We start from the raw sequence: 20198 nt of genomic DNA, 5'->3' as shown, positions 1-20198 counted from the left end.
GGCCAGGCACGCTGCCAACGGCGGCACCGGCGCCGGCGTGCCGGGCGAGAACGGCGGCAGGGGCGGCGACGGCGGCGTGGCCGAGTCTCTTGATGGCGCCGCCATTGCGGGCCACGGAGGCGACGGCGGGGCCGCCGGGGTCCCCGGTGGCACCGGCGGCGCGGGCGGCACCGGCGGCTGGGCCGAAGGCAACGGTGGAGGTAACGCCACCGGAGGCAACGGCGGCATGGGCGGCATGGGCGGCAGCAGCGTGGGCGGCACGGGCGAGGCCGGCGGTGTCGGCGGCGCCGGTGGTCGGGGCGGGCTGCTGATCGGCAATGGAGGCGACGGGGGTGCCGGCGGTCAGGGCGGCGCCGGCGGCCAAGGCGGTACCGGCGGCATCGGCGGCGGTGGCGGCGACGCTAACAACGAATTCGGTGTAAGCGCCGCGACCGACGGCGGTGCAGCCACCGGTGGGGCCGGCGGCACCGGCGGCCAGGGCGGCTCCGGCGCCGGTGGCGCCGGCGGGGCAGGCGGCGCGGGCGGCAACGGCGGCGCTGGCGGGCTGCTGGTCGGCAGTGGCGGTCACGGCGGCGACGGCGGCATCGGCGGCACCGGCGGTCAAGGTGGCACCGGCGGCAGGGGCGGTGGCGGCGGTCACGGCGGCGAGGCTGCGTCTCTCGTCTCCGCCACTGGTGGCGCCGGCGGTGGTGGCGGCAACGGCGGCTCGGGTGATGGGGGCGCTGGCGGCAACGGCGGGTCGGCCGGCACGGGCGGCACCGGCGGGTTGATTGGCCGCGCGGGCGCCAACGGCATCTTGGGCGTGGGCGGTAACGGCGGCACGGGCGGCACCGGAGGCGACGGCGGCGGCGGCGGCAACGGCAACATCGGCAACGGCAACCAGGGCACGTCAATCAACGGTGCCGCCGGCACCGGTGGCACCGGCGGCAGCGGCGCTGGCGGGACCGGCGGCTCGGGGTCGAGCGTCGGCGCCGCCGGCGCCGACGGTAGCCGCGGCACTGACGGTCACAACGGCCTACCCGGCTGAGCCCCGACTTAACTAATCGGTGCCGGCACGTCGCTGACGCGCGGGAGCGTGACCTGGAAGCAGCAACCCTCCCCCGGCGCGGTCGTCACCGTGACCGCGCCGCCATGGGCGTTGACTAGCGAGTCGACGATGGACAGCCCCAGTCCGGTTCCACCGCTGGCCCGCGCCCGCGACGAGTCGGTGCGATAGAACCGCTCGAACACCCGCGCCGCATCCTCCTGGCTCATGCCAGGACCCTTGTCGGCTACCTCAATCACCGCGTCGTCACCCCTGGTGCCGACCCGCACGGTGACATCGGCGGTTTCCGGCGTGTGCTGCAGAGCGTTGGCCACGAGATTGCTCAGCACCTGGCGAAGGCGCGGTTCATCACCGAACACCTCCGGGGTGCCGGGACCATCGAGGATTTCCAGGGTGATGGCGCGCTTGGGATCGATCGCCCGCGCGTCGTGCACCGCGTCGCTGGCCAGCACCAGCAAGTCCACCCTGTCGTGTTCGAGCGGCCGTTGCGCATCCAGCCGGGCCAGCATCAGCAAGTCGTCCACCAGCAGACCCATCCGGCTCGCTTCGCTTTCGATCCGCGACAACAGCATGGAAACGTCGCGGGCCGCGCCCTGGCGATACAACTCGGCGAAGCCGCGAATGGTGGTCAACGGCGTGCGCAGTTCGTGGCTGGCGTCGGTGATGAAGCGTCGCATCCGGTCCTCAGAACCGCGGGCGGTTTCGGCCGACGACTCCGAGGATGCCACCGCCTGTTGGATTTGCGCGAGCATTCCGTTGAGCGCCAACGAAAGTCGGCCCACCTCGGTGCGGGGATCACGTTCCGGAACCCGGCTATCCAGCTGGCCCGCGGCGATCGCTGCGGCGGTCTGTTCGACTTCGGACAGCGGCTTTAGGCTACGGTGCACCACCGCATAACCGGCGATGCCAACGACAACCAGCACCGCGACCCCGATGCCCACCTGCAGCCACACCAGAGACCCGACGGTGTGCTGAACATCAGATAGATCGATGGCCACAGTGGTCAGACCGCCCTGCGGCACCCGCACCGTTACCGCGCGCCATTCGATATCAGAACCGTTCACCGACGGAAGCGTCGTCGGGTTGGGGCCGACATCATTGTTGGCGGGCAGCGCGGGTTCGGCATTGCGGTCGTTGATGGCGACAAAGGTGCGACCGTCGGGGCTGATGCCCCGCACGTAGAACTTCGATGGCGGCCGGGCGGGGTCGGGGCCTTACGTGTTGGCCGGGGGCTTCCAGGGGGTCTGCGCCCAGGTGCGGGAGGCGTCGAGCAGAGCCGCGTCGATCCGGCTGATCAAACTGTGCTGCAGGATCGAGGTGACCGCGACACCCGAAGCCAACAGGCCGCACAGCACCAGCACCAGGGTCGCGGCGACCAGGCTTACCCGCAGCGGCAGTCCACGTCGACGAAATGTGGCCATGCGTCGCTTCCTAGCGGGTCGAGGGGACCATGCTCATCGCGGCTCCCGCAACACATAGCCCACCCCGCGCAAGGTGTGCAGCAGCCGCCTTTCCCCGGTGTCGATCTTGCGACGCAGATATGACACGTAAGACTCCACGACGTTGACGTCGCCGCCGAAGTCGTAGCGCCAGACGTGGTCGAGGATCTTCGGCTTGCTCAGCACTGTTCCGGCGTTGATCACGAAGTAGCGCAACAGCGTGAACTCGGTGGGCGACAACGACACCGGCTGGCCGGCCTTCCACACCTCGTGGGTCTCCTCATCGAGTTCGATATCGGCGAACGTCAGACGGGAATTGCGAGGTTCCGTGCTGCCCTTGCCAGCACGTCGCAAAATGACCCGCAGCCTGGCAACGACCTCCTCCAGGCTGAAGGGCTTCGTCACATAGTCGTCGCCACCCAACGTCAGGCCCGCGATCTTGTCCTGCAGCGAATCTCGGGCCGTCAGGAACAGCGCTGGCGCATCGATGCCGTCGGCGCGCAGCCGGCGCAGCACCCCGAAGCCATCCATTCCGGGCATCATCACGTCGAGGATCACCGCGTCCGGCCGGAATTCCCTGGCGCGGTCGAGCGCCTGTGCTCCGTTGGTGGCCGTGTAGACCTCGAACCCCTGGAACTTCAGGCTCACGGACAGCAGCTCGACAATGTTGGCCTCGTCGTCGACGACGAGGATGCGGGCCTCCGGTGTGGACTTTTCGCCTGCGAGTCCTGCGGTCATGAGGCCAACCCCATCAGCACTCGGTTTAAAGCTAGCTTCACAATCATTGAGTACTTCCTGCGAGCTCGGTGTCCGTAATCTGCTAATAGTCTGCCAGGAAACATCGAATCGGCTTGGACCCATGGGGGATCATCGGGGCGCGCCGTGAATACACTCACAGCATGAGTCTGGGCAAAACCCTCGTGGCCGTTGCGACCGCGCCCGCACGCGTCGGGCTCGCCGCCGCCGAGGCGAGTCTAAATCTTGCTGGCGCGGTGGTTGGTCTGGCAAAGCAATCGCTGGGTGAGACCGCCGGCCCGAGCGGGTCCAACGCGATGGCGAACATGTTCGGGATCGACGACGCCCTCGCCCGAGCAAACCGGCTGGCCAGATTGTTGGACGACGACATGCCGCTGGGACGTGCGGTGGCTCCCGACGGGCCGATGGACCGGCTGCTGCGCCCCGGCGGGTTGGTTGACCTGGTGACAGCGCCCGGCGGTTTGCTGGACCGGCTGACCGCGGAGGGCGGCGCGCTGCAGCGGGCGCTGCAACCGGGCGGGCTGGGCGATCGACTCCTTGGCGAGGACGGGATGGTCGAACGGCTGCTGGCCGAGGATGGGGTGGCCGAGCGACTGCTCGCCGAAGGCGGACTGATCGACACCTTGACTTCCAAGGACGGACCGCTCGAACAACTCACCGACCTCGCCGACACACTGGCTCGGCTGGCGCCCGGGATGGAGGCGCTCGAGCCCGCCATCGCCACCCTGCAGGACGCGGTCACAGCCCTGACGCTGGTGGTCAACCCGCTCAGCAACATCGCCGAACGGATCCCGCTGCCGCGCCGGCAACCACGGCGCTCATCGTCACGGTCGGTGGGTTCCCAGCGCGTCATCGACGCCGAAGGGTGAGCCGCTAGGCTTGCACCCGGTTAATCCGGCCTCCTTAGCTCAGTGGTAGAGCACTCGCCTTGTAAGCGAGCGGTCGTCAGTTCAATCCTGACAGGGGGCTCTCACCCCAGCTGCACCGCAGGTCAGCGTGTTACTTGACGGCGCCTCGCTGTCTTCCTTACCGGCGAGCCCGCGGCCTGCCCACTGGCATCAAACCCAACGCCTGCTCATCCTCCGCCAGACTAAGGGTTGTTTTTACTTGTTCGTCGGAAAATGCGCCTATAAGGGCGGTTCCCAAGTCCAGCGCGGTGGCCTGGAGGTAAACATTTTGGGTGGCGCTGCCGACCTCCATATCTACGTAGCGCTGCGCTCTATCGCCGTATTTGACCTGTGTGCGTTGGTAGACTGCTGCGAAGACGATCACAATTGGCGCTTTTCGGATCGGCTCTTGTTTTAAAGCAGCCAAGTAGAGGTCGCCCCGCTTGTCCTGGCTGGATACCTTTAGCAGTTGGTGTCCGGATGGCACGTACTTATAGATGCCAGTTTCGAGACCATCCACTGCGCCGACCAGCAGGTAAACTTCCAGCGGATAAAGCGCTCCGGCTGAAGGAGCTGTTCGGTAAACGCCCTTGAGGATGATGCCCTGGGCTGACCACAACAACTGGGAGACTTCTCCCAGGAACAGCGGTTTGTCGGCATAGTTCCGCACGGATCGCCGGTGTTGCATAGCTGATTCGAACGAGACCGGGCTGTCAAGGCGCACGGCTGGGAGCTGAAGGTGATTCCCGTTAGGTTCTGCCTGTTGATTAACTCCCGTGTTGTCCCTGTTTTCTATCAGATAATGCGCCCCCAAAATAGCTATTGTGGTCAAAACCGCCCCAAGCGCTAACCGCCACTTATTCATCATCGGCGATCCTAATAACGTTTCCGGGTCCTGGTTTTACAGGGTGATCGGATATCAGCGATTCTCGATCTGATGCCGTTTCCCGTTTCGGCAGGCGGTGCTGCACGCAAACACCGGGCGGCCGAGGCGTTCGGGAACCTGACGTTCAAATTTCAAATTGGCTGCTTCGTATTCCAACGATGCTCGTGGGGGCCTTTCTATGTCAAGCTTTTTGGCCGCCAGTTGTATGGCGGCGGGGCGACTGGCCCGGTGAGTGACGGGTCCGAAGTGCCGGTGAAGGGGTGTGAGCCGACCGCGCTGGACAGTACAGCCGCCCCCGCGCGTCGCGCCGCGCCTGCCCCTACTTCTGGTGTGGCGACGTGTACGAGTTGGCGGTAGACGACGTTGAATAGGCATCGTTCAGGCCGCGCAACGCTTCTCGCTGGCTCTTGCCAGGCGGCTCGTTTTCGTCGGTAGTACGCGCGTCCGGGGGTGTCGCGGGCGATTTGGGTGAGCGCCGCGGTGCCCGACGACCACGCGGTGTGGGATGGCTACGTCGCGATGGTCGTCGGCAACGTGATGATCCCCGAAGCTGTTCAAGCGGGCCGGCTGAAGAAGGCGACAGAGTTCCATGATGCCGCTAGTTGGTTGAAGACCTCGCGCCGAACGCTGCGGTTGATCTTGAGCAATCGGTGAGTAATGGTTGAGCGATCAACCGTGCCCGGGGTTACTACTCACCTGGGAGGGCCGGCAAATGGTCGCGGATATTTTGCAGATCACCTTGGATGCTCTGCATGTCGCGCTGGATGGCTTGCATATCTGACAAAGAATTCTGCAGGCCTGGCTGCATCGGCGGGGTTGCGGATACGTACTGCGGGCAGTACGTGACGACGGCTCCAGCCGCGAAGCGGGCGCTTTGATCGGCGTCCCATATTGACGACTGCTGCACGAAGCGGACGGCGTCGGCGAGGTTGGGCTGGCGGTCGAGGAAACCGCAGACCGAATGCGCCTGGGTCGTCGCGTATTCGTGGCTGGGAATCGGCACGCCTTGCTTGTTCAACACGTCGAAGAAGACCCTGTCGGCGAGGTCAATCGGCGGTTGAGCTTGCGGCGCCGCGGTTTTGGTTTGCGAAATCGGCGGCGGGGGCACTTCCTCCGGCGCCGGCTCTGCCGACTGCTGGTGGTGCCCGCCGAACATCGCGACGAACACGGCGGCGGCGGCCAGCAGTGATAGCGGCAACAGCGAGAGCGGCCCGAAGCGGCGCAGCACACCCGCCCGCCGGTGCGACGTGACGTCGCCGGTCGAGTCACCCTCAGGCTCGGTCTCGGACGCCTCGGCGCGATGGCCTAGACGTTCGTCGAGCAGTTTGTCGACCTGTTCGGACGACGGCTGACCGCCCTGCTCACGGACTGATTGGCGCCGCAGGGCGAGAAGTCGCAATTCTGAGTCGATCGTCTCGCGATCGCGCATTCCGTCAGTCTGATGGGGGTCCCGGCATTGCCACAAGCCCCGATAGATCGCACCGTCGACTCCCTTCTTGCCGTATCGCCGGCAGTTCCGCCGACACCCCAGGGAGCGGAAGTACTATATTTCACTAAAGCGAACTATAGTACGGGTAAGACAACGATAGTTGGGCTGAGGAGGGGTCTCTGATGCAATTGGACCGGCCCTTTGCGACGGTTACACCGACCCTCGACGGCGACGTGCTGGCGGTCTTGGCAACGCACGATGTCACGTTCACCACAGGTCAGGTTCATCGCATCCTGAACAATTTTTCCGAGGAAGGTATCCGAAAGGTCCTCACCAGACTGGTTGCGCAAGGGGTGGTACTCGCTGATCGGGTGGGCAATGCGTTTGCATACCGGCTGAACACCAATCATCTTGCGGCGGAGCCGATACAGGCTCTCGCGAGGCTGACAAGTACGTTCTTCACACGGCTCGAGCAGCACCTTGAGGGCTGGCAGGCGCCGCCGGTGTACGCCGCAGTGTTCGGATCCGCGACGACAGGAACTATGACGCCGCGCAGCGACGTGGACATCTTGCTCGTGCGCGACCACGACTGCTCGGACACCGTCTGGTCGGAGCAAGTTGGCGAACTTGCCACGACGGTTACCGGAGGGACAGGCAACGACGCACGCGTCATCGAGTACACCATCGACGAGCTGCGCGCCGCGCGCGCCGAGCCGATGATTCGGGATGTGGTGGATCACGGGCTCACCGTGGCAGGATCACGAGCCTGGTTGATCAAGCTGCTCCGAGCGTCCAACGAAGCACAATCACAATGACTGGACGCACAAGGAAGAGCTCCGACGCCGCTCAGGCGGGACGGCTGAATAAGGCGACAGAGTTTCACGATGCCGCGACATTGATTGAAGACCATGCGCCAAACGCCGCGGTCGATCTCTTCGTCGATGCAGGCATCGCCGCAGCGGACGTCATATGTTGCGGGAAACTCGGTGAGTACTCGATCAGCGAGAACCACAGTGACGCGATCGCTCTGCTTGCGAAGGCCCAGCCCGACGTAGCCAAGTATCTCCGCGCGCTACTGAACATGAAGTCCAAGGTCGCGTATACGCACCAATCGGTAAGTTCGGACGACCACAAGAAAGCGAGCCGGGCCGCCTCGAATCTTGTCGAGGCGGCGCGCCGCATCGCAAAGCCCGCGGCCAGCGAAGATCGATGACTGCGATTACGCACAAGCTCGCGTTCTTGCCGTCATATGCCGTCAACTCGCTTTCTTGCCGTCGCGCCGGCTGTTCTGCCGACGCCCCAAGGAGTCCGATACCAGCCCACCGGGCATCACCCACTGCTCCGGCTCGCGCTTGATGAACTGCGCCATCGCATCGGCGATACGCTGCGAGATCGCCGGCACCAACTTGTCCAGATTCGGGTCATCGCGCCCAAGCGGGCCGCCGGCGTAGATCGGCTGGCCCAGAACAGGTTCGCGACGATGTCCATGCTGGAACACCACGGCCGGCACGATCGCGGCACCGGTGCGCGGCGACAGCAGCGCGGGTCCCGGACCAACCGTGCGCCGGGTCCCGGCAAGGTCAACCTCGATTCCCTTGCCGCCGCCCTCCCGAGAGCGGAAGTAGTCACCAGCGATTGCGACAACACGGCCGCGCTCGATGGCTGCCATTAGCTCAGCGGTAGTGCTTGCGCCCCTAGCGCGGTCGACGACAACCAATTCCAGGCCGGCCTTGCGCGCCCCTCGGGTGATCACCCACTGCATCAACCCGCGCTGCCGGTTGGCGACGACCGTCGTTGGCACCTCGTTGATCGCGAGCACGACCGGTAGCGCCGCGTAGGAACCCAGATGCGGGAAGACGACAACCGCACCGACCCCGCTCGGCCGGCCCGCCGCAAGCGCGACGGCGATGGGTGACGTGTCAGACACCCGGAAGCGGCGCAGCGCGGCCGCGCGCGACACGGTGAGGAACCAGATTCCGTCGAACGCGTTGCGCATCAGCGCGCGATACATGGCCCGGACGGGCCGCCACTGACGCTCCGACAACTGCGCTGTGGGGTCGACGTTGTCGCGGAAGTCTTGCAGCACACCCGAATGCAGCGCGTGCCCTTTCCAATAGACGAGCCGGGCCATTGCCGCGGACGCCGCGTCAGTGAGCCGGGCGGGCAGCAGTCGGTAGAACGTCGAGACGAGCAACGTCAGCGCACGCGCCACCAGCGAGACTTGCGGCTGGCTGGGCTCTGACACCGGGTCAGTTTAGGCATTACTAGGGATGGCAAGGTCGGCGCGGGTAATCGGTCTGGTGCAGTTTGAGCAGCTGAGGATCGCGCGCAGCCCGTGTCCGCACGCTTTGTGGCTGAGCTTGATCGGTGGATCGCCGCCGGCGAGCCAGCGGTCTCCCCAGGTGAGCATTGCCAAGGGCACGGGATACAGGTCAAGGCCCTGGTCAGTGAGTTGGTAAGTGTGGCGCGGCCCGGTGGTCGCCGAACGGGTCAGCACACCGCGCTCGACAAGCCGAGATAGCCTCTGGGACAAGATGTTTGATGCGATCGAGAGTCGCTGCTGGAATTCGTCGAAGCGGTGTGTGCCAAAGAAGCACTCCTGGATGATCAGGGCGCTCCATAGGTCGCCGAGGACCTGCAGGGTTCGTGCGATGGAGGACGAACCGTTGCGCTCGAGCAGATCGAGACCGGGCATGCGCTGGCGGCCTATCGGCCCGTCGGGGCGCCGCATCGGTTCGGGCGTTCGATCGAAGGCGACATCGCGCGCAACTACCGGTTGTCCGCAATGCTCACAACACATTTCGGCGTGCATTGGCTGCCCGCACCCGAGATGGGTGACCTGCACCGGTGCCGCATGGGTGTCCCCGCACCACCGGTCACCCCAGTGCATTGCCGTCAACAGGCAGCCGATGAAATCGTCGCCGCGCGCCGTCAGCACATAGTCGGAGCCGAGACGTTCCAATAGGCCCGAGGTGATCAGCCGGTCGAGCCGGGCCGTCAACGTTGAGCGGGCAATACCCAAGCGCGCCTGAAACTCGTCGAAGCGGCATATGCCGTCGAAGATGGCCTCCCGCAACACCATCCACGACCAGGCATCGCCGACGGCGGCGACGGCGCGAAATACCGAGCAATCCCGTTCGAACCACACCTGCCGCATAGACCAATCCTAGCGGAAAGCTTGCATAACGAGACTAACCATGGTTAGGTCTCTTTATGCAAGCTAATCCGATAACCGAGCCGTACCAGAACCTGCTTCTCGACCGGTCGGGACCGGTCACGACGATCACCCTCAACCGCCCCGACGTGCACAACGCGCTCGACCGGGAACTGTCCGCCGAGCTGAACAGCGCAGTGCGCGAGATCCGTGACGACCGCGAGTGCAGGGTGATGATCCTGCGCGGCGCGGGGGAGACGTTCTGCGCCGGCGACGACATCACCGAGTTCAACACCTGGACCCCGGAGGACCCGTACTGGCAGGTTCGCAAGTACCAGGAGACGGTGCAGATCATCGAGGACCTCACCCCCATCACCATCGCCGCGGTCGACGGCGTGTGCACCGGCGGCGGGCTCGAACTCACCCTGGTGTGCGACTTCGTCATCGCGACCGACCGATCCCGATGGGGCATGCCCGAAATCGACTGGGACATCACGCCGGGCTGGGGTGGCACATCGCGGCTGGCCCGCTTCGCCGGCCGGCGCAAAGCCAAGGAGTGGAACCTGCTCGGCGCGCTCTTCGACGCCGATACCGCCGAACGCCACAACCTGGTGAACCGAATCTGTTCCCCCGAAGACCTCGAGCGTGAAGTCGCCGCGCTGACCGAAGTCGTCCTCGCCAAGAACCCCATCACGACGCGCCGGACGAAGTTCATCCTCAACCACGGCGCCGACATCCACATCTCCGGCGCGCTCGCGTTCGAAGTCCCGATCACGCCGTTTGCCGCCGAAGCTCAAGGCATCCGGGATTTCACCGATCCACAAGCACGCGCCGACCGCCGCCGCCTATCCAAGAACTTCTGGCAAGACCGGTGACCACCGGGTGGCCGCTGGGCGGCCGATCGTGCAGCCGCGGACTTCAGGGATCTCTACCGCGACATGGCCGTGACGCTTGGCTTCGAGGGGCTTTCGCGTGGGCTGAGGCAATGTAATGATGGCGGCGATTCTGTATCCCGGCCAATGGTCCGGGCGTGAGTGTCCGGGGCACTCGATCGTGGTCGTTGGACCAGGTTGGCCAGGTCGGGCTGACAGGCCACCGACGCCTAGCCGCCCAGAGCGTGGGCCACGTCCTCGGCGACCGCGAAGGGGAAGTTGACCGTCGCCGTGCCGACCCGCTCGATACCGTCGCGAATCGCGATCGCGACCGCCGTCGGATCGCCGGTAAACAGGGACTCAAAAATGTTCCACGTCGCATATTGCGGCGCCGTGATCAAGTTGCGTACGTCGACGAATAGCGCGGTCGGCAACGACGCCGGCGGAACGGGTCTCCCGTCCCAGCTGACCAGCGTCCAGCCATCGTGGGGATTGCCCTCCACCACGACCGTCCCCGTGTTGGGCAGTGTATGGGCGAGGAGGAGGGGATCGGGGTTGTTGACGTTCATCAGCGTGCCGACCTCGATAGTGAATGCGCTTGAGTAGGCCACCCCGGTGATCTTGCCGTCTGCGCCCACGACCGGGTTCGTCATGGCAGTGCCATAGATCGTTTGAAGCGCATTGGTGAAGCCCTGGTCGAAAACCACTCCGTTGACGGTGGTGGAGCCCGGGGTCAGCATCGGCACGAGGGGAAATCCGAGCGTCCATGCGATCGGGCCAACTAGATAGAGGAGGCCCGCTGGACTGATCTGCGGTAAGCCGTCGAAGACGCCCGCACTGATCTCGTTGAGCCCTGGCATGACCTGCACGTTCATCCCCAGCATGGCGCCCAACGGTGCGCCGGTCTCTTGTGTCCTGATCAGCTGCGAGTCGAAGAGCCCGGCGAAGGCACCCTTCGGCGCGAGCACATTGGCGATGGCCTGCGCCTGTTGCTGGCCCAGCGCACTAAGTGGCGGTCCCGGCGCATTCGTGTCGATCAAGCCCGCCGCGTTGCTCGCCGTCTGCCCGTGCCGCACGAAGTCGATCACGATCGACTGCCCGGCGCCGCCGGTGTCGGGAAGCCAGCCGGCGCCCGGGATTCCGATGAACAGTCCGCCACGACCACCTATCCCGCCGCCCCCGCCAGCGCCGCCGTTGCCGAAGAATATGGCCTGGCCTCCGGTACCACCGGCGCCGCCTACACCGCCCATGCCGCCGTTGCCCATCAGCCAGCCGCCGGTACCGCCCGCCCCGCCGGTACCGCCACCGAAGCCGGCACCACCGGCGCCGCCGTTACCGATTAGCCCGGCATTCCCGCCGCTGCCGCCGGCGACGGAACCCATGCCCCCGGTCGGCGTGTAGCCGGCGCCACCGTCGCCGAACAGGATCCCGCCGGCACCGCCATTGGGGTTGGCCGCCGTTCCGGGAGCACCGTTGCCGATGAGACCACGCCCGAACAACACCGTGGTGGGCGCATTGATAATCGGGTCCAGCGCCTGGCCAACCGGGCTGCTTATCCAGGATTCGCCGGCCGTGTGAATCGGACCATAGACGAACGTCTGGAACCCATCGGAAGTGGCCGCACCCATCGACGTGGCGATGGTCGCCTCTGCACCCGCATACGACGCCGCCGCTGCGCTCAAGGTGCGCAGAAACTGCGCGTGATACGTCGCTGCCTGCGCTGCCGCCGCCTGATATTGCTGGGCGTGTGTGCCAAACAGTGCCGCAATGGCGGCCGACACCTCATCGGCGGCCGCTGCGGCCACCTCAGTCGTCGGGATGACTGCGGCAAGATTGCCGGCCCGCACGGCCGAACCGATCTGTGCCGCATCGGCCGCGGCCGTCGCCAACGTCTCCGGCGCCACAAGTACAAACGACATCGCCTACCCCCGTGCTATCGAGTACTAGACATCATGGCGTCCAATGCCGGAAAAAACGCGTGAATCGATGCGAATGAAGCGAGCATCTGCGATTGAGATCTCAGTAGCGGGATGCTGGCGGTCGCGCCGGCTGGCAGGCAAGGGCAAGCCTGCCTACATTTCCGCCGATGCAAGAGCAACTGCGAGTGGATACCGCTGGTGTGCATGCGATGGCCACCCGATGGGGCGCTGCTGCGGGCGAACTACGCGCAACGCCGGTTCCCGCGGGGCTCGGTTTGTCGTGTCAGCCCAGCGCTGCTGCGGTCGCTCGGACGGCACGGACTAGCATCTGCCTAACACGTGCCAAGCGGGAAAGGCCTTATCGGTCATGAGCTTTCGCGATCTGCATTACGCCGACGAACCATTGCTGCTCCCAAACGCGTGGGATGTGCCATCGGTGCTTGCCTTCTACGACGCGGGGTATCGCGCGATCGGTACCACCAGCTTCGGGCTTGCCGCCAGCGCGGGCCACCCCGATGGGGCGCGAGCGAGCAAGGAATTGACCAGAGACCTGGTGAGCAAGGTCAAGAAGCTGCCGATGTACCTCTCGGTCGACCTGGAGGACGGCTACGACGACGACCCCGACCTAGTGGCCCGCCACGTTTCCGAACTCGGCGCGGCCGGAATCAACATCGAGGACAGCACAAACGGCGAACTAGTCGATCCGCAAATCCTTGGCGCCAAAGTATCGGCGATCAAGGAATATGCCCCCGATGTCTTCGTCAACGCCAGAATCGACACGTACTGGCTCGACCAGGACGCCACGGTCTCTGCCACACTGCAGCGAGCCGCCGTCTATGTAGCAGCCGGCGCCGATGGGATCTTCATCCCGGGCGCGTGCAGGCTTGACGATCTCCGCGAATTTACGTCGAACATTCCGGTGCCCGTAAACGTGCTGGCGATACCAGGGATAACCCTCCCCGAGTTAACGGAATTGGGTGTGCGCCGAGTCAGCACCGGGTCGCTGCCGTATCGTGCCGCCATCCACGCGGCAGTCCAAGTCGCGCAGAGCGTCCGCGACGGAGGGAATCCGCCTGCGGCCGCGGCATATCCGTCGATGCAGGCCCGCCTGCAGGAATTCGATCGGATGACCTAACAAGCCGAAACCATTGCCGCGCAGGGCTATACGGGTACACTAGCCACAGGCTCAAATACACCCAGGTGGTAGGGGCTGTTGGCATACTCCCTGGAACCCACTAGTTGCGACAGCGGCGTGTGCACCGACTCGCCGTTGGCGAGCCTGGCCGCAATCGCCTCCAGGTCGAACTGCGGGCGCCAATCCAGGTCGCGTCGGGCCCGTGCGTTGACATACACACGGTCCAGACGGTCGGGGAACCGCCAACCGCGCTCTTTCCACACGGTCGCGGCCAGGGGCGCCCGACGCTCGAATACCGATGCCGCGTCGGTACGTAGCTGCGCCATGTCCTCACGGCCGAACGGTGTAGTGGCGGATACGAGATAGCGCCCGAACCCAAGGCGGGGAGCTCGCTGGGCAGCTTTCAGATGCGCGTCAACAACGTCTTCGAGCGCAATACGGCGATATGCATATTCATTGGCTTTGATGTTGTCCTCGCTGCGGCCATCGTAAAGGTCTGGCATGTCGTCGCCCTCTACGAAGAATCGCGACGCGCGCAATACGACGCAGGCCAGGCCGTCGTTGCGATGCGCCAACTGGCAGAGGTCCTCGGCGCTGGCTTTGGTGACGCCGTAGATATTCTTGGGAACCGGCCGGATGGACTCGTCGATCCATGCCGCGGGCTGGTCGGCCGGCGGTATCAGCGCGTCGCCGAAACCCGTTGTCGAGGACGTCATTACGAAGGCTCGAACGTTCGCGGCAACGGCCGCATCCAGCACAGTCTGCGTCCCGATGATGTTGCTGTCCAGAAAGGCCTGACGCGGCAGGAAGGCCAGCTGCGGCTTGTGGTGAGCAGCGGCGTGGAACACCACCTCGATGCCGGCCATCACTTCGCTCATCAACTCTGGGTCACTTATGGAGCCAACAACATTCGTGTATGCCGAGGGCCGGGCGTCAAGGCCGACGACGTCGGCGCCACGCGCGCGCAGGGTGCGCACCAACGCCTCGCCAAGGTGTCCGGAGCTGCCCGTGACGAGCGTCCGCGTCCCTGCTTCGGCGGCAAAGGTCGTCGGAGGGTTGCCGACACGCAGCAGCAGCGGGGTGGATCGCATGCCGCGCATGCCGGGCGTGGCGAGCATCTGTGTTCCCTTCAGCATGCCCGCATCCCGGCTACCACTCGGTCGATGTCTGCCGCCGACAGCCAGGGCCCATCAATGGTTTTGGCGGTCTCGCGGATGACGCGGGACACGGAAAGGTTCGCCATTTCCGCCGACGCGCGGATGTGGTCGACGTGCAACGAGTCGAGGCCGTGGAATCCAAATGAGATCTCCCACGGATCGATGCCGTAGCTCTGCGGGCCCCGTCCCAGCATGTCCGACCGCGCCGCATCGATAATGCGATCCAGATCGATCTCCCCCAGGTGCCCGCGCCGCTGGAGCGCGGCGATGAGGCTCTCTGTCTGGCAGTTACCGGCGCCGCGACCGAAGCCCATCAGGGTCCCGTCCAGGTAGTCGGCGCCCGCATCGAATGCCTCCAAGGTGTTCGCGACGGCCAAACCAAGGTTGTTGTGTCCGTGGTAACCGACCGTGACATCGCTCGCGTTGCGGAGGGCTTCGACATAGCGCCGCACGTCCTCGGGCAGAAATGTGCCTGTCGTGTCCACCACGTAAACGATCCGGACTCCCAGTTGGCTGGCTTGCTTCGCGGCACGGGCCAGCAGATCCGGCTCGAACAGATGCGACTTCACCAGCTGAATGGAAACCTCGAGCCCCTTTGCCTGCGCCCGCTCGACGAAAGGCACCACCTTCTCAAACTCGTTGGCAATCACGCACATACGCAGAAAGTCGAGATAGTCTCCCGCCAAGTCCACCGATGCGATCGGCGCCAGTGCCGTGACGATCACCGCGCCAAGTTTCGCGTTACGAGCCACCGAGCGTGCGGCGCGGAAATACTCCTCGTCCGTCTGGGCCGCCAAGCCCTGCGCCGGCGTTGCTCCGATGGTGACGCCATGACCGATTTCAATGTAGGGAATGCCGGCGGCGTCGAGGTCTCCAACGATCCTCCGGACGTCGGATTCGGTGTATTGGAAGTTCACGGCGTAACTGCCGTCGCGGACCGTCGTATCAAGGATGACCGGTTGCCTCTTGGCCGCACTGGTGAGCATCTGTATCTCCCTCATCGAATCCGCTCAGGGCTCCTTAGACGGTCCGTCGGCTGGCTTGCCGGATCCTTGGTGGATTCTTGGAACCGCCGCGCCGCCTTACTTGCCGACTCCGATGTCGGGCTTGTTGACCGCTGGGTCGATCGCGACATCTAGTACGCAGGGGCCGGTTGCGGCCAACGCCTTTTCGATACCGGCGCGAAGATCGGCGCGCGTATCAACCCGAATCCCCTGCGCGCCAAGTGCGCTGGCCATCGCCGCCAGGTCGTTCGCGCCGATACGGGCGACCGACCCAACCACCGCGGGATCCATCCGCCCCTGGATCGGGCCGGTGCTCGCGGTCATTTGTCCGTCGTTCAGAATGACCCACGTCACCGGGATCCCCTGTGCGACCGCGGTGGAAATCTCGGTGCCATGCATCAAGAAAGCCCCGTCCCCGGCGATGCAGATGACCCGCTCGTTGGGTCGCGCCAAGGCCACGCCAATGGCACCGGCGATGCCACATCCCATGGGTGAAAAGTCAATGGTTGCAAAGAATCCGCCGGGTCGGCACACCGGAATGCCGCGAAAGGCCCAATAGATGCAGGTGCCAACATCCGCGCAAATCGTGGCCGTCGGGCCAAGTTTCGAGTCCAACTCGCGCATGACTTCCAAAGGATGGACGGCTTCTCCCTGAGTGTCCGGGACCGTCAAGGGCGCCGGTGGCGGCACAGCGGCCCGCCGCCGAGGTTGCGGCGACCGCACGGAGTGCAACGATTCCGCAAACGCGCGGCCGGATGTGTTGATACCGAGCGACGTTTCGAGCAGTCGACCGAAGGCCGACGGGTCGGGATCGACATGGATGACGTCGGCTTTCAGCCCGCTCCACCGGGGTGAAAACGAGCGGGTGACCAGTCCGCCGAACGAGACACCAACCGCGATCAACAGATCGCACGGTGTCTCGAACAGATAGTCTTCGGCCCTGCCGTCGCCGAACAGACCAAGCACGCCAAGAGAGAGCGGATGCGTTTCTGGGACGATCCCCCGCCCATTCGGAGTTGTCGCAAACGGAAGCCCACCTTGCTCGCAGAATGCGACGATTTCGGAATGGATGCCGTCGCTGCGGCAGCCATTTCCCAGCAAGAGTAAGGGGGCGGCGGACCGATCTAACCTGCCAATCACCTCATCAGCTAGCCCGGGACCGCACGGCGCCAGGATTCTCGGGGCCCCAGGACCTGCCACAGCGGCGCCAATCTGATCGACCGGCAGCTGCTCGTCCACCAGATCGCGCGGCAGCGCGATGTGCACAGGTCCCCTCGGCCCGCTGGCCAACGCCCGAAACGCTCGATCGATCTTGCTGCGCGCATTGACCACCGATTCGATCGACACCGAACAGCGGCACAGGCGGCGGAAGGCCGCACCAAGGCCGAGGCCGTCTTCGCTCGTGTCCTGCTGCGAACAGAGACCGTATTCTGCGACCGACACCTCGCCGGTGAGGACCAGCATGGGCACGTGGTTTACCGAGGCGTTCGCGACGGCGCTGATGACGTTGGTCGCCCCAGGGCCTGCGGCAAAGACCGCCGCGGGCCTTCCCGACGCCCGGGCGAAGCCGTCGGCCAGGTAGCCGGCGCCGCCCTCGTGCCGCGCTGGCACGATCCGGAAACCGGGATCCTGCGTGACACGAACCAACAACGAGTCGAGCCTTGACGTGGGGAGCCCGCAAAGGACGGATATGCCCGCCTCGCGCATCCGGTGGACAAGATGATCGCCGACTGTGGTCACGGCACGACCCGCTGATCGCATTCCGGCACATAGGCCGGACCACAGGCGCACAAGAACGCCAACGGACCTGGACCGACATTCTGGATCTTTTGCGGGGTCCCAGCCGGTATCCAGACCGTGTCACCGCGTCCCACCATTCGCGATTCGTCACCCACCGAAATGAGCCCACGTCCGGAGAGGACGAAATAGATTTCGTCGGTGTCATCCAAGCGATGCCACATGGTCTCGGCACCGGCGGCCACGGTTGCATGGGCCAGACTGACCGAAGCGATCCCCATGTTGGCCCGGTCCACCAATAGCCGGATCTCCGACAAGTCCGCCGCCACAAACGGTTCCGCTTCCCTGGCGTTGCTCACGAACATGTCAACAGGGTCTGGCCGCGATCTATATGGATGCTTGGCAAATCCTTGTAACCCCGGCTAGCGGCCGCATTTCTGCAGATAGAGTGACACGATGCGCAGCCAGGCGGATCGGCTGCCGCGCGAGGCGGCCGGCACCGGGGATCACCCCGCCACACTGGATTCCAGGCTCTTGATGATCACGGCGGTGTGCACGCTGCTCCCGGTGATGGTGACCCTGGATGCCACCGTCGTCAATGTGGCGCAGCGGACCTTCATCGACCGATTCTCATCGACGCAGGCGGTCGTCGCATGGACCGTGACCGCCTTCACGTTGGCGTTAGCCGCGGTGATCCCCTTCACCGGCTGGGCCGCCAACCGGCTGGGCACTAAGCGGCTGGTTTTGGGTTCGGTGTTGCTGTTTTCCATCGGATCATTGCTATGCGCGCTGGCGTCGAACATCGTGCTGCTGGTGGCTTTTCGGGGCTTGCAAGGTCTTGGTGGCGGAATGCTCCTTCCGCTGCAGCTCATCATCCTGGCTCGTGCGGCCGGCCCCCAACTGTTGGGGCGGGTGTTGACGATCGGCATGGTTCCGGTGTTGCTGGCCCCGATCTGTGGCCCCATTCTCGGTGGCTGGTTGATCGACGCGTTCGGCTGGCAGTGGATTTTTCTGATCAACATTCCGATCGGACTGCTCACGCTGGTATTGGCGGTAATCGTGCTCCCCCGGGACGTTCCGGTGCCCGCCGAGCCGTTGGACATGCTCGGCATGGTGCTGCTGTCCCCCGGGCTCGTCCTGCTTTTCTATGGCATGTCATTGCTACCGAACCGCGCCGCGATCGCCGACTCCTACATCTGGGTACCAGCAGCCACTGGTTTGCTGCTGATCGTCGCTTTCGTCGTCCATGCACTGCGCCGCGCCGATCATCCGCTGATCGACCTACGACTACTCAACAATCGGGAGGTCGCAGCGGCCAACGCGATCAGATTCCTGTTCGCCGCCAGCTTTTTCGGGTGCTGCCTACTGTTTCCCGGGTACTTCCAGCAGGTGCTGTCCAAGACGCCATTGGAGTCTGGGCTGCTCCTGATTCCGCAAACCTTGGGCGCTGCCGCGGTGGTTCCGATTGTGGGACGGCTACTCGAACAGCACGGAGCGCGCGGCATCGTGCTGACCGGGACGACGTTGACCGTCATGGGCATGGGTGTGTTTGTCTACGGAACAAGCCGAGACCATGTAGACCTGTCAGTGCTGCTGACCGGGCTGGCGATGTTTGGCGTCGGCAGCGCCTGCATGATGACTCCGGTTTCCTGGGCGGCGGTGCGCACGCTTAAACCGAGCGAAGTGGCCCACGGCTCAACGCTATTGACCGTCAACCACAATACGGCTGCATCCATAGGCGCTGCGTTGATGTCGGTGATCCTTACCGCTAGGTTCAACGGCAATGCCGATATCGCGGCAGCCAATCGGGCGGCTTGGATTCGCGACGAGGCGGCCCGAATGGGCCTGCCGGCCGACCTGTCGAGGCTGCCGTCGCAAGTTCTCGCGCCGGATTTCCCAGCGCGTCTTGCCAACGACTTGTCCCGCGCTTACGCAGGGGTGTTCGCGGTCGCCACGATCTTGCTTGCAGCGACCGCCATCCCCGGGGTGTTGCTTCCGAAGCGCCCGGCACATCGAGGGGACGCGGTGCACGTTGATCCGCTGCCGACGTAGCAGTGGTGCGCCGCCGAGTATTGCCGCGCGTCTTTAAATGCACGAAGCATTCTAGGTGATTCCGGCTCGGGGCTTCGCCTGCGGGAGTGTAATTTGTCGTGTGCGTTCAACCCGGGATCCCTCGGGGGTTTTGATCCGTGCGTGCTGTGTGGCCGATCGAGGTGGACAGATGTCGTATGTGAGCGTGGATCCTCAGGTGTTCTGGGGCGCGGCGGGTGATGTGGCACGTATAGGTGCGCAGCTTGGTGCGGCCAATACCGCCGCGGCCGTTTCAACGACCCAACTGGTGGCCGCTAGTGCCGATGAGGTGTCGGTGGCGATTGCGGCCTTGTTCGGCGCCCACGCTCAGCAGTATCAGGTGCTCAGCGCGCAGGCGACGGCCTGGCACGACGGCTTCGTGGACGCGCTGACAGGTGCGGGGGTCGCCTATGCGGGCGTCGAGGCGATCAATGTGTCGCCGTTGCAGATGTTGGGACAAGAGGTGTTGGCGGTCATTAACGCGCCCACCGAGGCGTTGCTGGGGCGGCCGTTGATCGGTGATGGCGCTAATGGGACGGCGGCCAATCCCAATGGGCAGGCCGGGGGCTTGTTGTACGGCAATGGCGGGGCCGGATACAGCTACATCGGCGGCGCCACCGCCGCGGCCGGGGGGGCCGGGGGCGGGCTCTTATACACATCTGACGCCGCCGGCGGTACTCCCTGTGTGGATCCTGGGTGCGCCGGCAG

General features: G+C 65.0%; 18 protein-coding genes, 1 tRNA gene and 2 pseudogenes. 10 read left to right on the top strand and 11 right to left on the bottom strand.

The window, feature by feature from the left end:
- Window positions 1-1027 (top strand): annotated as a pseudogene (locus MSIMFI_RS28910) (PE family protein); the annotation flags it as partial.
- Window positions 1028-1035: 8 nt separating this feature from the next.
- Here the strand turns inward: MSIMFI_RS28910 and MSIMFI_RS10340 are convergent.
- Window positions 1036-2466: pseudogene (locus MSIMFI_RS10340) on the bottom strand (sensor histidine kinase).
- A gap of 33 nt (window positions 2467-2499) precedes the next feature.
- Window positions 2500-3222 (bottom strand): two-component system response regulator PhoP, encoded by a 723-nt coding sequence (phoP, locus tag MSIMFI_RS10335; protein WP_186244825.1) that lies wholly within the window; start codon window positions 3220-3222, stop codon window positions 2500-2502.
- Between the two features lie 161 nt (window positions 3223-3383).
- Here phoP and MSIMFI_RS10330 point away from each other — a divergent pair, with 161 nt between their 5' ends.
- Window positions 3384-4109, top strand: a complete 726-nt coding sequence (locus MSIMFI_RS10330) for a hypothetical protein (RefSeq protein ID WP_191497132.1) — start codon at window positions 3384-3386, stop codon at window positions 4107-4109.
- Between the two features lie 28 nt (window positions 4110-4137).
- Window positions 4138-4209, top strand: a tRNA-Thr gene (locus MSIMFI_RS10325).
- Window positions 4210-4266: 57 nt separating this feature from the next.
- Here the strand turns inward: MSIMFI_RS10325 and MSIMFI_RS10320 are convergent.
- On the bottom strand, window positions 4267-4995 hold the full coding sequence (locus MSIMFI_RS10320; protein WP_224770144.1) for a SagB/ThcOx family dehydrogenase: 729 nt from the start codon (window positions 4993-4995) through the stop codon (window positions 4267-4269).
- Between the two features lie 486 nt (window positions 4996-5481).
- Between MSIMFI_RS10320 and MSIMFI_RS10315 the strand changes: the two genes are divergently transcribed.
- Window positions 5482-5667 (top strand): hypothetical protein, encoded by a 186-nt coding sequence (locus MSIMFI_RS10315; protein WP_191497131.1) that lies wholly within the window; start codon window positions 5482-5484, stop codon window positions 5665-5667.
- 34 nt (window positions 5668-5701) lie between these two features.
- Here MSIMFI_RS10315 and MSIMFI_RS10310 read toward each other — a convergent pair whose 3' ends face one another.
- Window positions 5702-6442: a DUF732 domain-containing protein gene (locus MSIMFI_RS10310; RefSeq protein WP_191497130.1), complete on the bottom strand. Its 741-nt coding sequence runs from the start codon at window positions 6440-6442 to the stop codon at window positions 5702-5704.
- A 182-nt stretch (window positions 6443-6624) separates the two neighbouring features.
- On the opposite strand from MSIMFI_RS10310, the gene MSIMFI_RS10305 reads away from it, so the two are divergent.
- A complete protein-coding gene (locus MSIMFI_RS10305) occupies window positions 6625-7257 on the top strand; it encodes a nucleotidyltransferase domain-containing protein (protein ID WP_191497129.1) in 633 nt (210 codons plus the stop codon).
- The gene (locus MSIMFI_RS10300; RefSeq protein WP_191497128.1) at window positions 7254-7655 is read left to right on the top strand and encodes a hypothetical protein; all 402 of its coding nucleotides are present in this window, start codon (window positions 7254-7256) and stop codon (window positions 7653-7655) included. The genes MSIMFI_RS10305 and MSIMFI_RS10300 overlap by 4 nt, the downstream gene beginning before the upstream one ends.
- Window positions 7656-7697: 42 nt before the next feature.
- On the opposite strand, the gene MSIMFI_RS10295 is transcribed toward MSIMFI_RS10300, so the two are convergent.
- Both MSIMFI_RS10295 and MSIMFI_RS10290 read right to left on the bottom strand, forming a co-directional pair.
- On the bottom strand, window positions 7698-8687 hold the full coding sequence (locus MSIMFI_RS10295) for a lysophospholipid acyltransferase family protein (RefSeq protein WP_191497127.1): 990 nt from the start codon (window positions 8685-8687) through the stop codon (window positions 7698-7700).
- 9 nt (window positions 8688-8696) lie between these two features.
- The gene (locus tag MSIMFI_RS10290; RefSeq protein ID WP_191497126.1) at window positions 8697-9599 is read right to left on the bottom strand and encodes a winged helix-turn-helix transcriptional regulator; all 903 of its coding nucleotides are present in this window, start codon (window positions 9597-9599) and stop codon (window positions 8697-8699) included.
- 56 nt (window positions 9600-9655) lie between these two features.
- On the opposite strand from MSIMFI_RS10290, the gene MSIMFI_RS10285 reads away from it, so the two are divergent.
- On the top strand, window positions 9656-10471 hold the full coding sequence (locus MSIMFI_RS10285; protein WP_191497125.1) for an enoyl-CoA hydratase/isomerase family protein: 816 nt from the start codon (window positions 9656-9658) through the stop codon (window positions 10469-10471).
- Window positions 10472-10698: 227 nt separating this feature from the next.
- On the opposite strand, the gene MSIMFI_RS10280 is transcribed toward MSIMFI_RS10285, so the two are convergent.
- Window positions 10699-12387, bottom strand: a complete 1689-nt coding sequence (locus tag MSIMFI_RS10280; protein WP_191497124.1) for a histidine phosphatase family protein — start codon at window positions 12385-12387, stop codon at window positions 10699-10701.
- 367 nt (window positions 12388-12754) lie between these two features.
- On the opposite strand from MSIMFI_RS10280, the gene MSIMFI_RS10275 reads away from it, so the two are divergent.
- Window positions 12755-13522, top strand: a complete 768-nt coding sequence (locus MSIMFI_RS10275) for an isocitrate lyase/PEP mutase family protein (RefSeq protein WP_191497123.1) — start codon at window positions 12755-12757, stop codon at window positions 13520-13522.
- A 26-nt stretch (window positions 13523-13548) separates the two neighbouring features.
- Here MSIMFI_RS10275 and MSIMFI_RS10270 read toward each other — a convergent pair whose 3' ends face one another.
- The 4 genes from MSIMFI_RS10270 to MSIMFI_RS10255 all read right to left on the bottom strand — a co-directional run bounded on the left by MSIMFI_RS10270 (window position 13549) and on the right by MSIMFI_RS10255 (window position 17785).
- Complete coding sequence (locus MSIMFI_RS10270; protein ID WP_224770143.1) at window positions 13549-14658, bottom strand: NAD-dependent epimerase/dehydratase family protein; 1110 nt, start codon at window positions 14656-14658, stop codon at window positions 13549-13551.
- Window positions 14652-15665, bottom strand: a complete 1014-nt coding sequence (locus MSIMFI_RS10265; RefSeq protein ID WP_191498117.1) for a 4-hydroxy-2-oxovalerate aldolase — start codon at window positions 15663-15665, stop codon at window positions 14652-14654. The genes MSIMFI_RS10270 and MSIMFI_RS10265 overlap by 7 nt, the downstream gene beginning before the upstream one ends.
- Window positions 15666-15761: 96 nt before the next feature.
- The gene (locus tag MSIMFI_RS10260; protein WP_396819778.1) at window positions 15762-17423 is read right to left on the bottom strand and encodes a thiamine pyrophosphate-binding protein; all 1662 of its coding nucleotides are present in this window, start codon (window positions 17421-17423) and stop codon (window positions 15762-15764) included.
- Window positions 17420-17785 carry a cupin domain-containing protein gene (locus tag MSIMFI_RS10255; protein ID WP_191497121.1) on the bottom strand — a complete coding sequence of 122 codons (366 nt, stop codon included), beginning with the start codon at window positions 17783-17785 and terminating at the stop codon, window positions 17420-17422. Before MSIMFI_RS10255 ends, MSIMFI_RS10260 begins: the two co-directional genes overlap by 4 nt.
- Before the next feature lie 91 nt (window positions 17786-17876).
- Between MSIMFI_RS10255 and MSIMFI_RS10250 the strand changes: the two genes are divergently transcribed.
- Together MSIMFI_RS10250 and MSIMFI_RS10245 are read left to right on the top strand one after the other, a co-directional pair.
- A complete protein-coding gene (locus tag MSIMFI_RS10250; RefSeq protein ID WP_191497120.1) occupies window positions 17877-19472 on the top strand; it encodes a DHA2 family efflux MFS transporter permease subunit in 1596 nt (531 codons plus the stop codon).
- Between the two features lie 169 nt (window positions 19473-19641).
- The coding region (locus tag MSIMFI_RS10245; RefSeq protein WP_191497119.1) for a PE family protein at window positions 19642-20198 on the top strand (557 nt) is incomplete at its 3' end.

Origin of the sequence: Mycobacterium simulans, from assembly GCF_900232995.1 — a bacterium.
GTDB lineage: Bacteria > Actinomycetota > Actinomycetes > Mycobacteriales > Mycobacteriaceae > Mycobacterium > Mycobacterium simulans.
The sequence above is the reverse complement of the archived record's forward strand: the minus strand, read 5'-3'. Positions and strand labels throughout refer to the sequence as shown.

Coding starts and splice junctions, on each gene's coding strand:
- phoP (WP_186244825.1), bottom strand. CDS start 3,222: ATGACCGCAGGACTCGCAGGCGAAAAGTCCACACCGGAGGCCCGCATC.
- MSIMFI_RS10330 (WP_191497132.1), top strand. CDS start 3,384: ATGAGTCTGGGCAAAACCCTCGTGGCCGTTGCGACCGCGCCCGCACGC.
- MSIMFI_RS10320 (WP_224770144.1), bottom strand. CDS start 4,995: ATGATGAATAAGTGGCGGTTAGCGCTTGGGGCGGTTTTGACCACAATA.
- MSIMFI_RS10310 (WP_191497130.1), bottom strand. CDS start 6,442: ATGCGCGATCGCGAGACGATCGACTCAGAATTGCGACTTCTCGCCCTG.
- MSIMFI_RS10305 (WP_191497129.1), top strand. CDS start 6,625: ATGCAATTGGACCGGCCCTTTGCGACGGTTACACCGACCCTCGACGGC.
- MSIMFI_RS10300 (WP_191497128.1), top strand. CDS start 7,254: ATGACTGGACGCACAAGGAAGAGCTCCGACGCCGCTCAGGCGGGACGG.
- MSIMFI_RS10290 (WP_191497126.1), bottom strand. CDS start 9,599: ATGCGGCAGGTGTGGTTCGAACGGGATTGCTCGGTATTTCGCGCCGTC.
- MSIMFI_RS10285 (WP_191497125.1), top strand. CDS start 9,656: ATGCAAGCTAATCCGATAACCGAGCCGTACCAGAACCTGCTTCTCGAC.
- MSIMFI_RS10280 (WP_191497124.1), bottom strand. CDS start 12,387: ATGTCGTTTGTACTTGTGGCGCCGGAGACGTTGGCGACGGCCGCGGCC.
- MSIMFI_RS10275 (WP_191497123.1), top strand. CDS start 12,755: ATGAGCTTTCGCGATCTGCATTACGCCGACGAACCATTGCTGCTCCCA.
- MSIMFI_RS10270 (WP_224770143.1), bottom strand. CDS start 14,658: ATGCTGAAGGGAACACAGATGCTCGCCACGCCCGGCATGCGCGGCATG.
- MSIMFI_RS10265 (WP_191498117.1), bottom strand. CDS start 15,665: ATGCTCACCAGTGCGGCCAAGAGGCAACCGGTCATCCTTGATACGACG.
- MSIMFI_RS10255 (WP_191497121.1), bottom strand. CDS start 17,785: ATGTTCGTGAGCAACGCCAGGGAAGCGGAACCGTTTGTGGCGGCGGAC.
- MSIMFI_RS10250 (WP_191497120.1), top strand. CDS start 17,877: ATGCGCAGCCAGGCGGATCGGCTGCCGCGCGAGGCGGCCGGCACCGGG.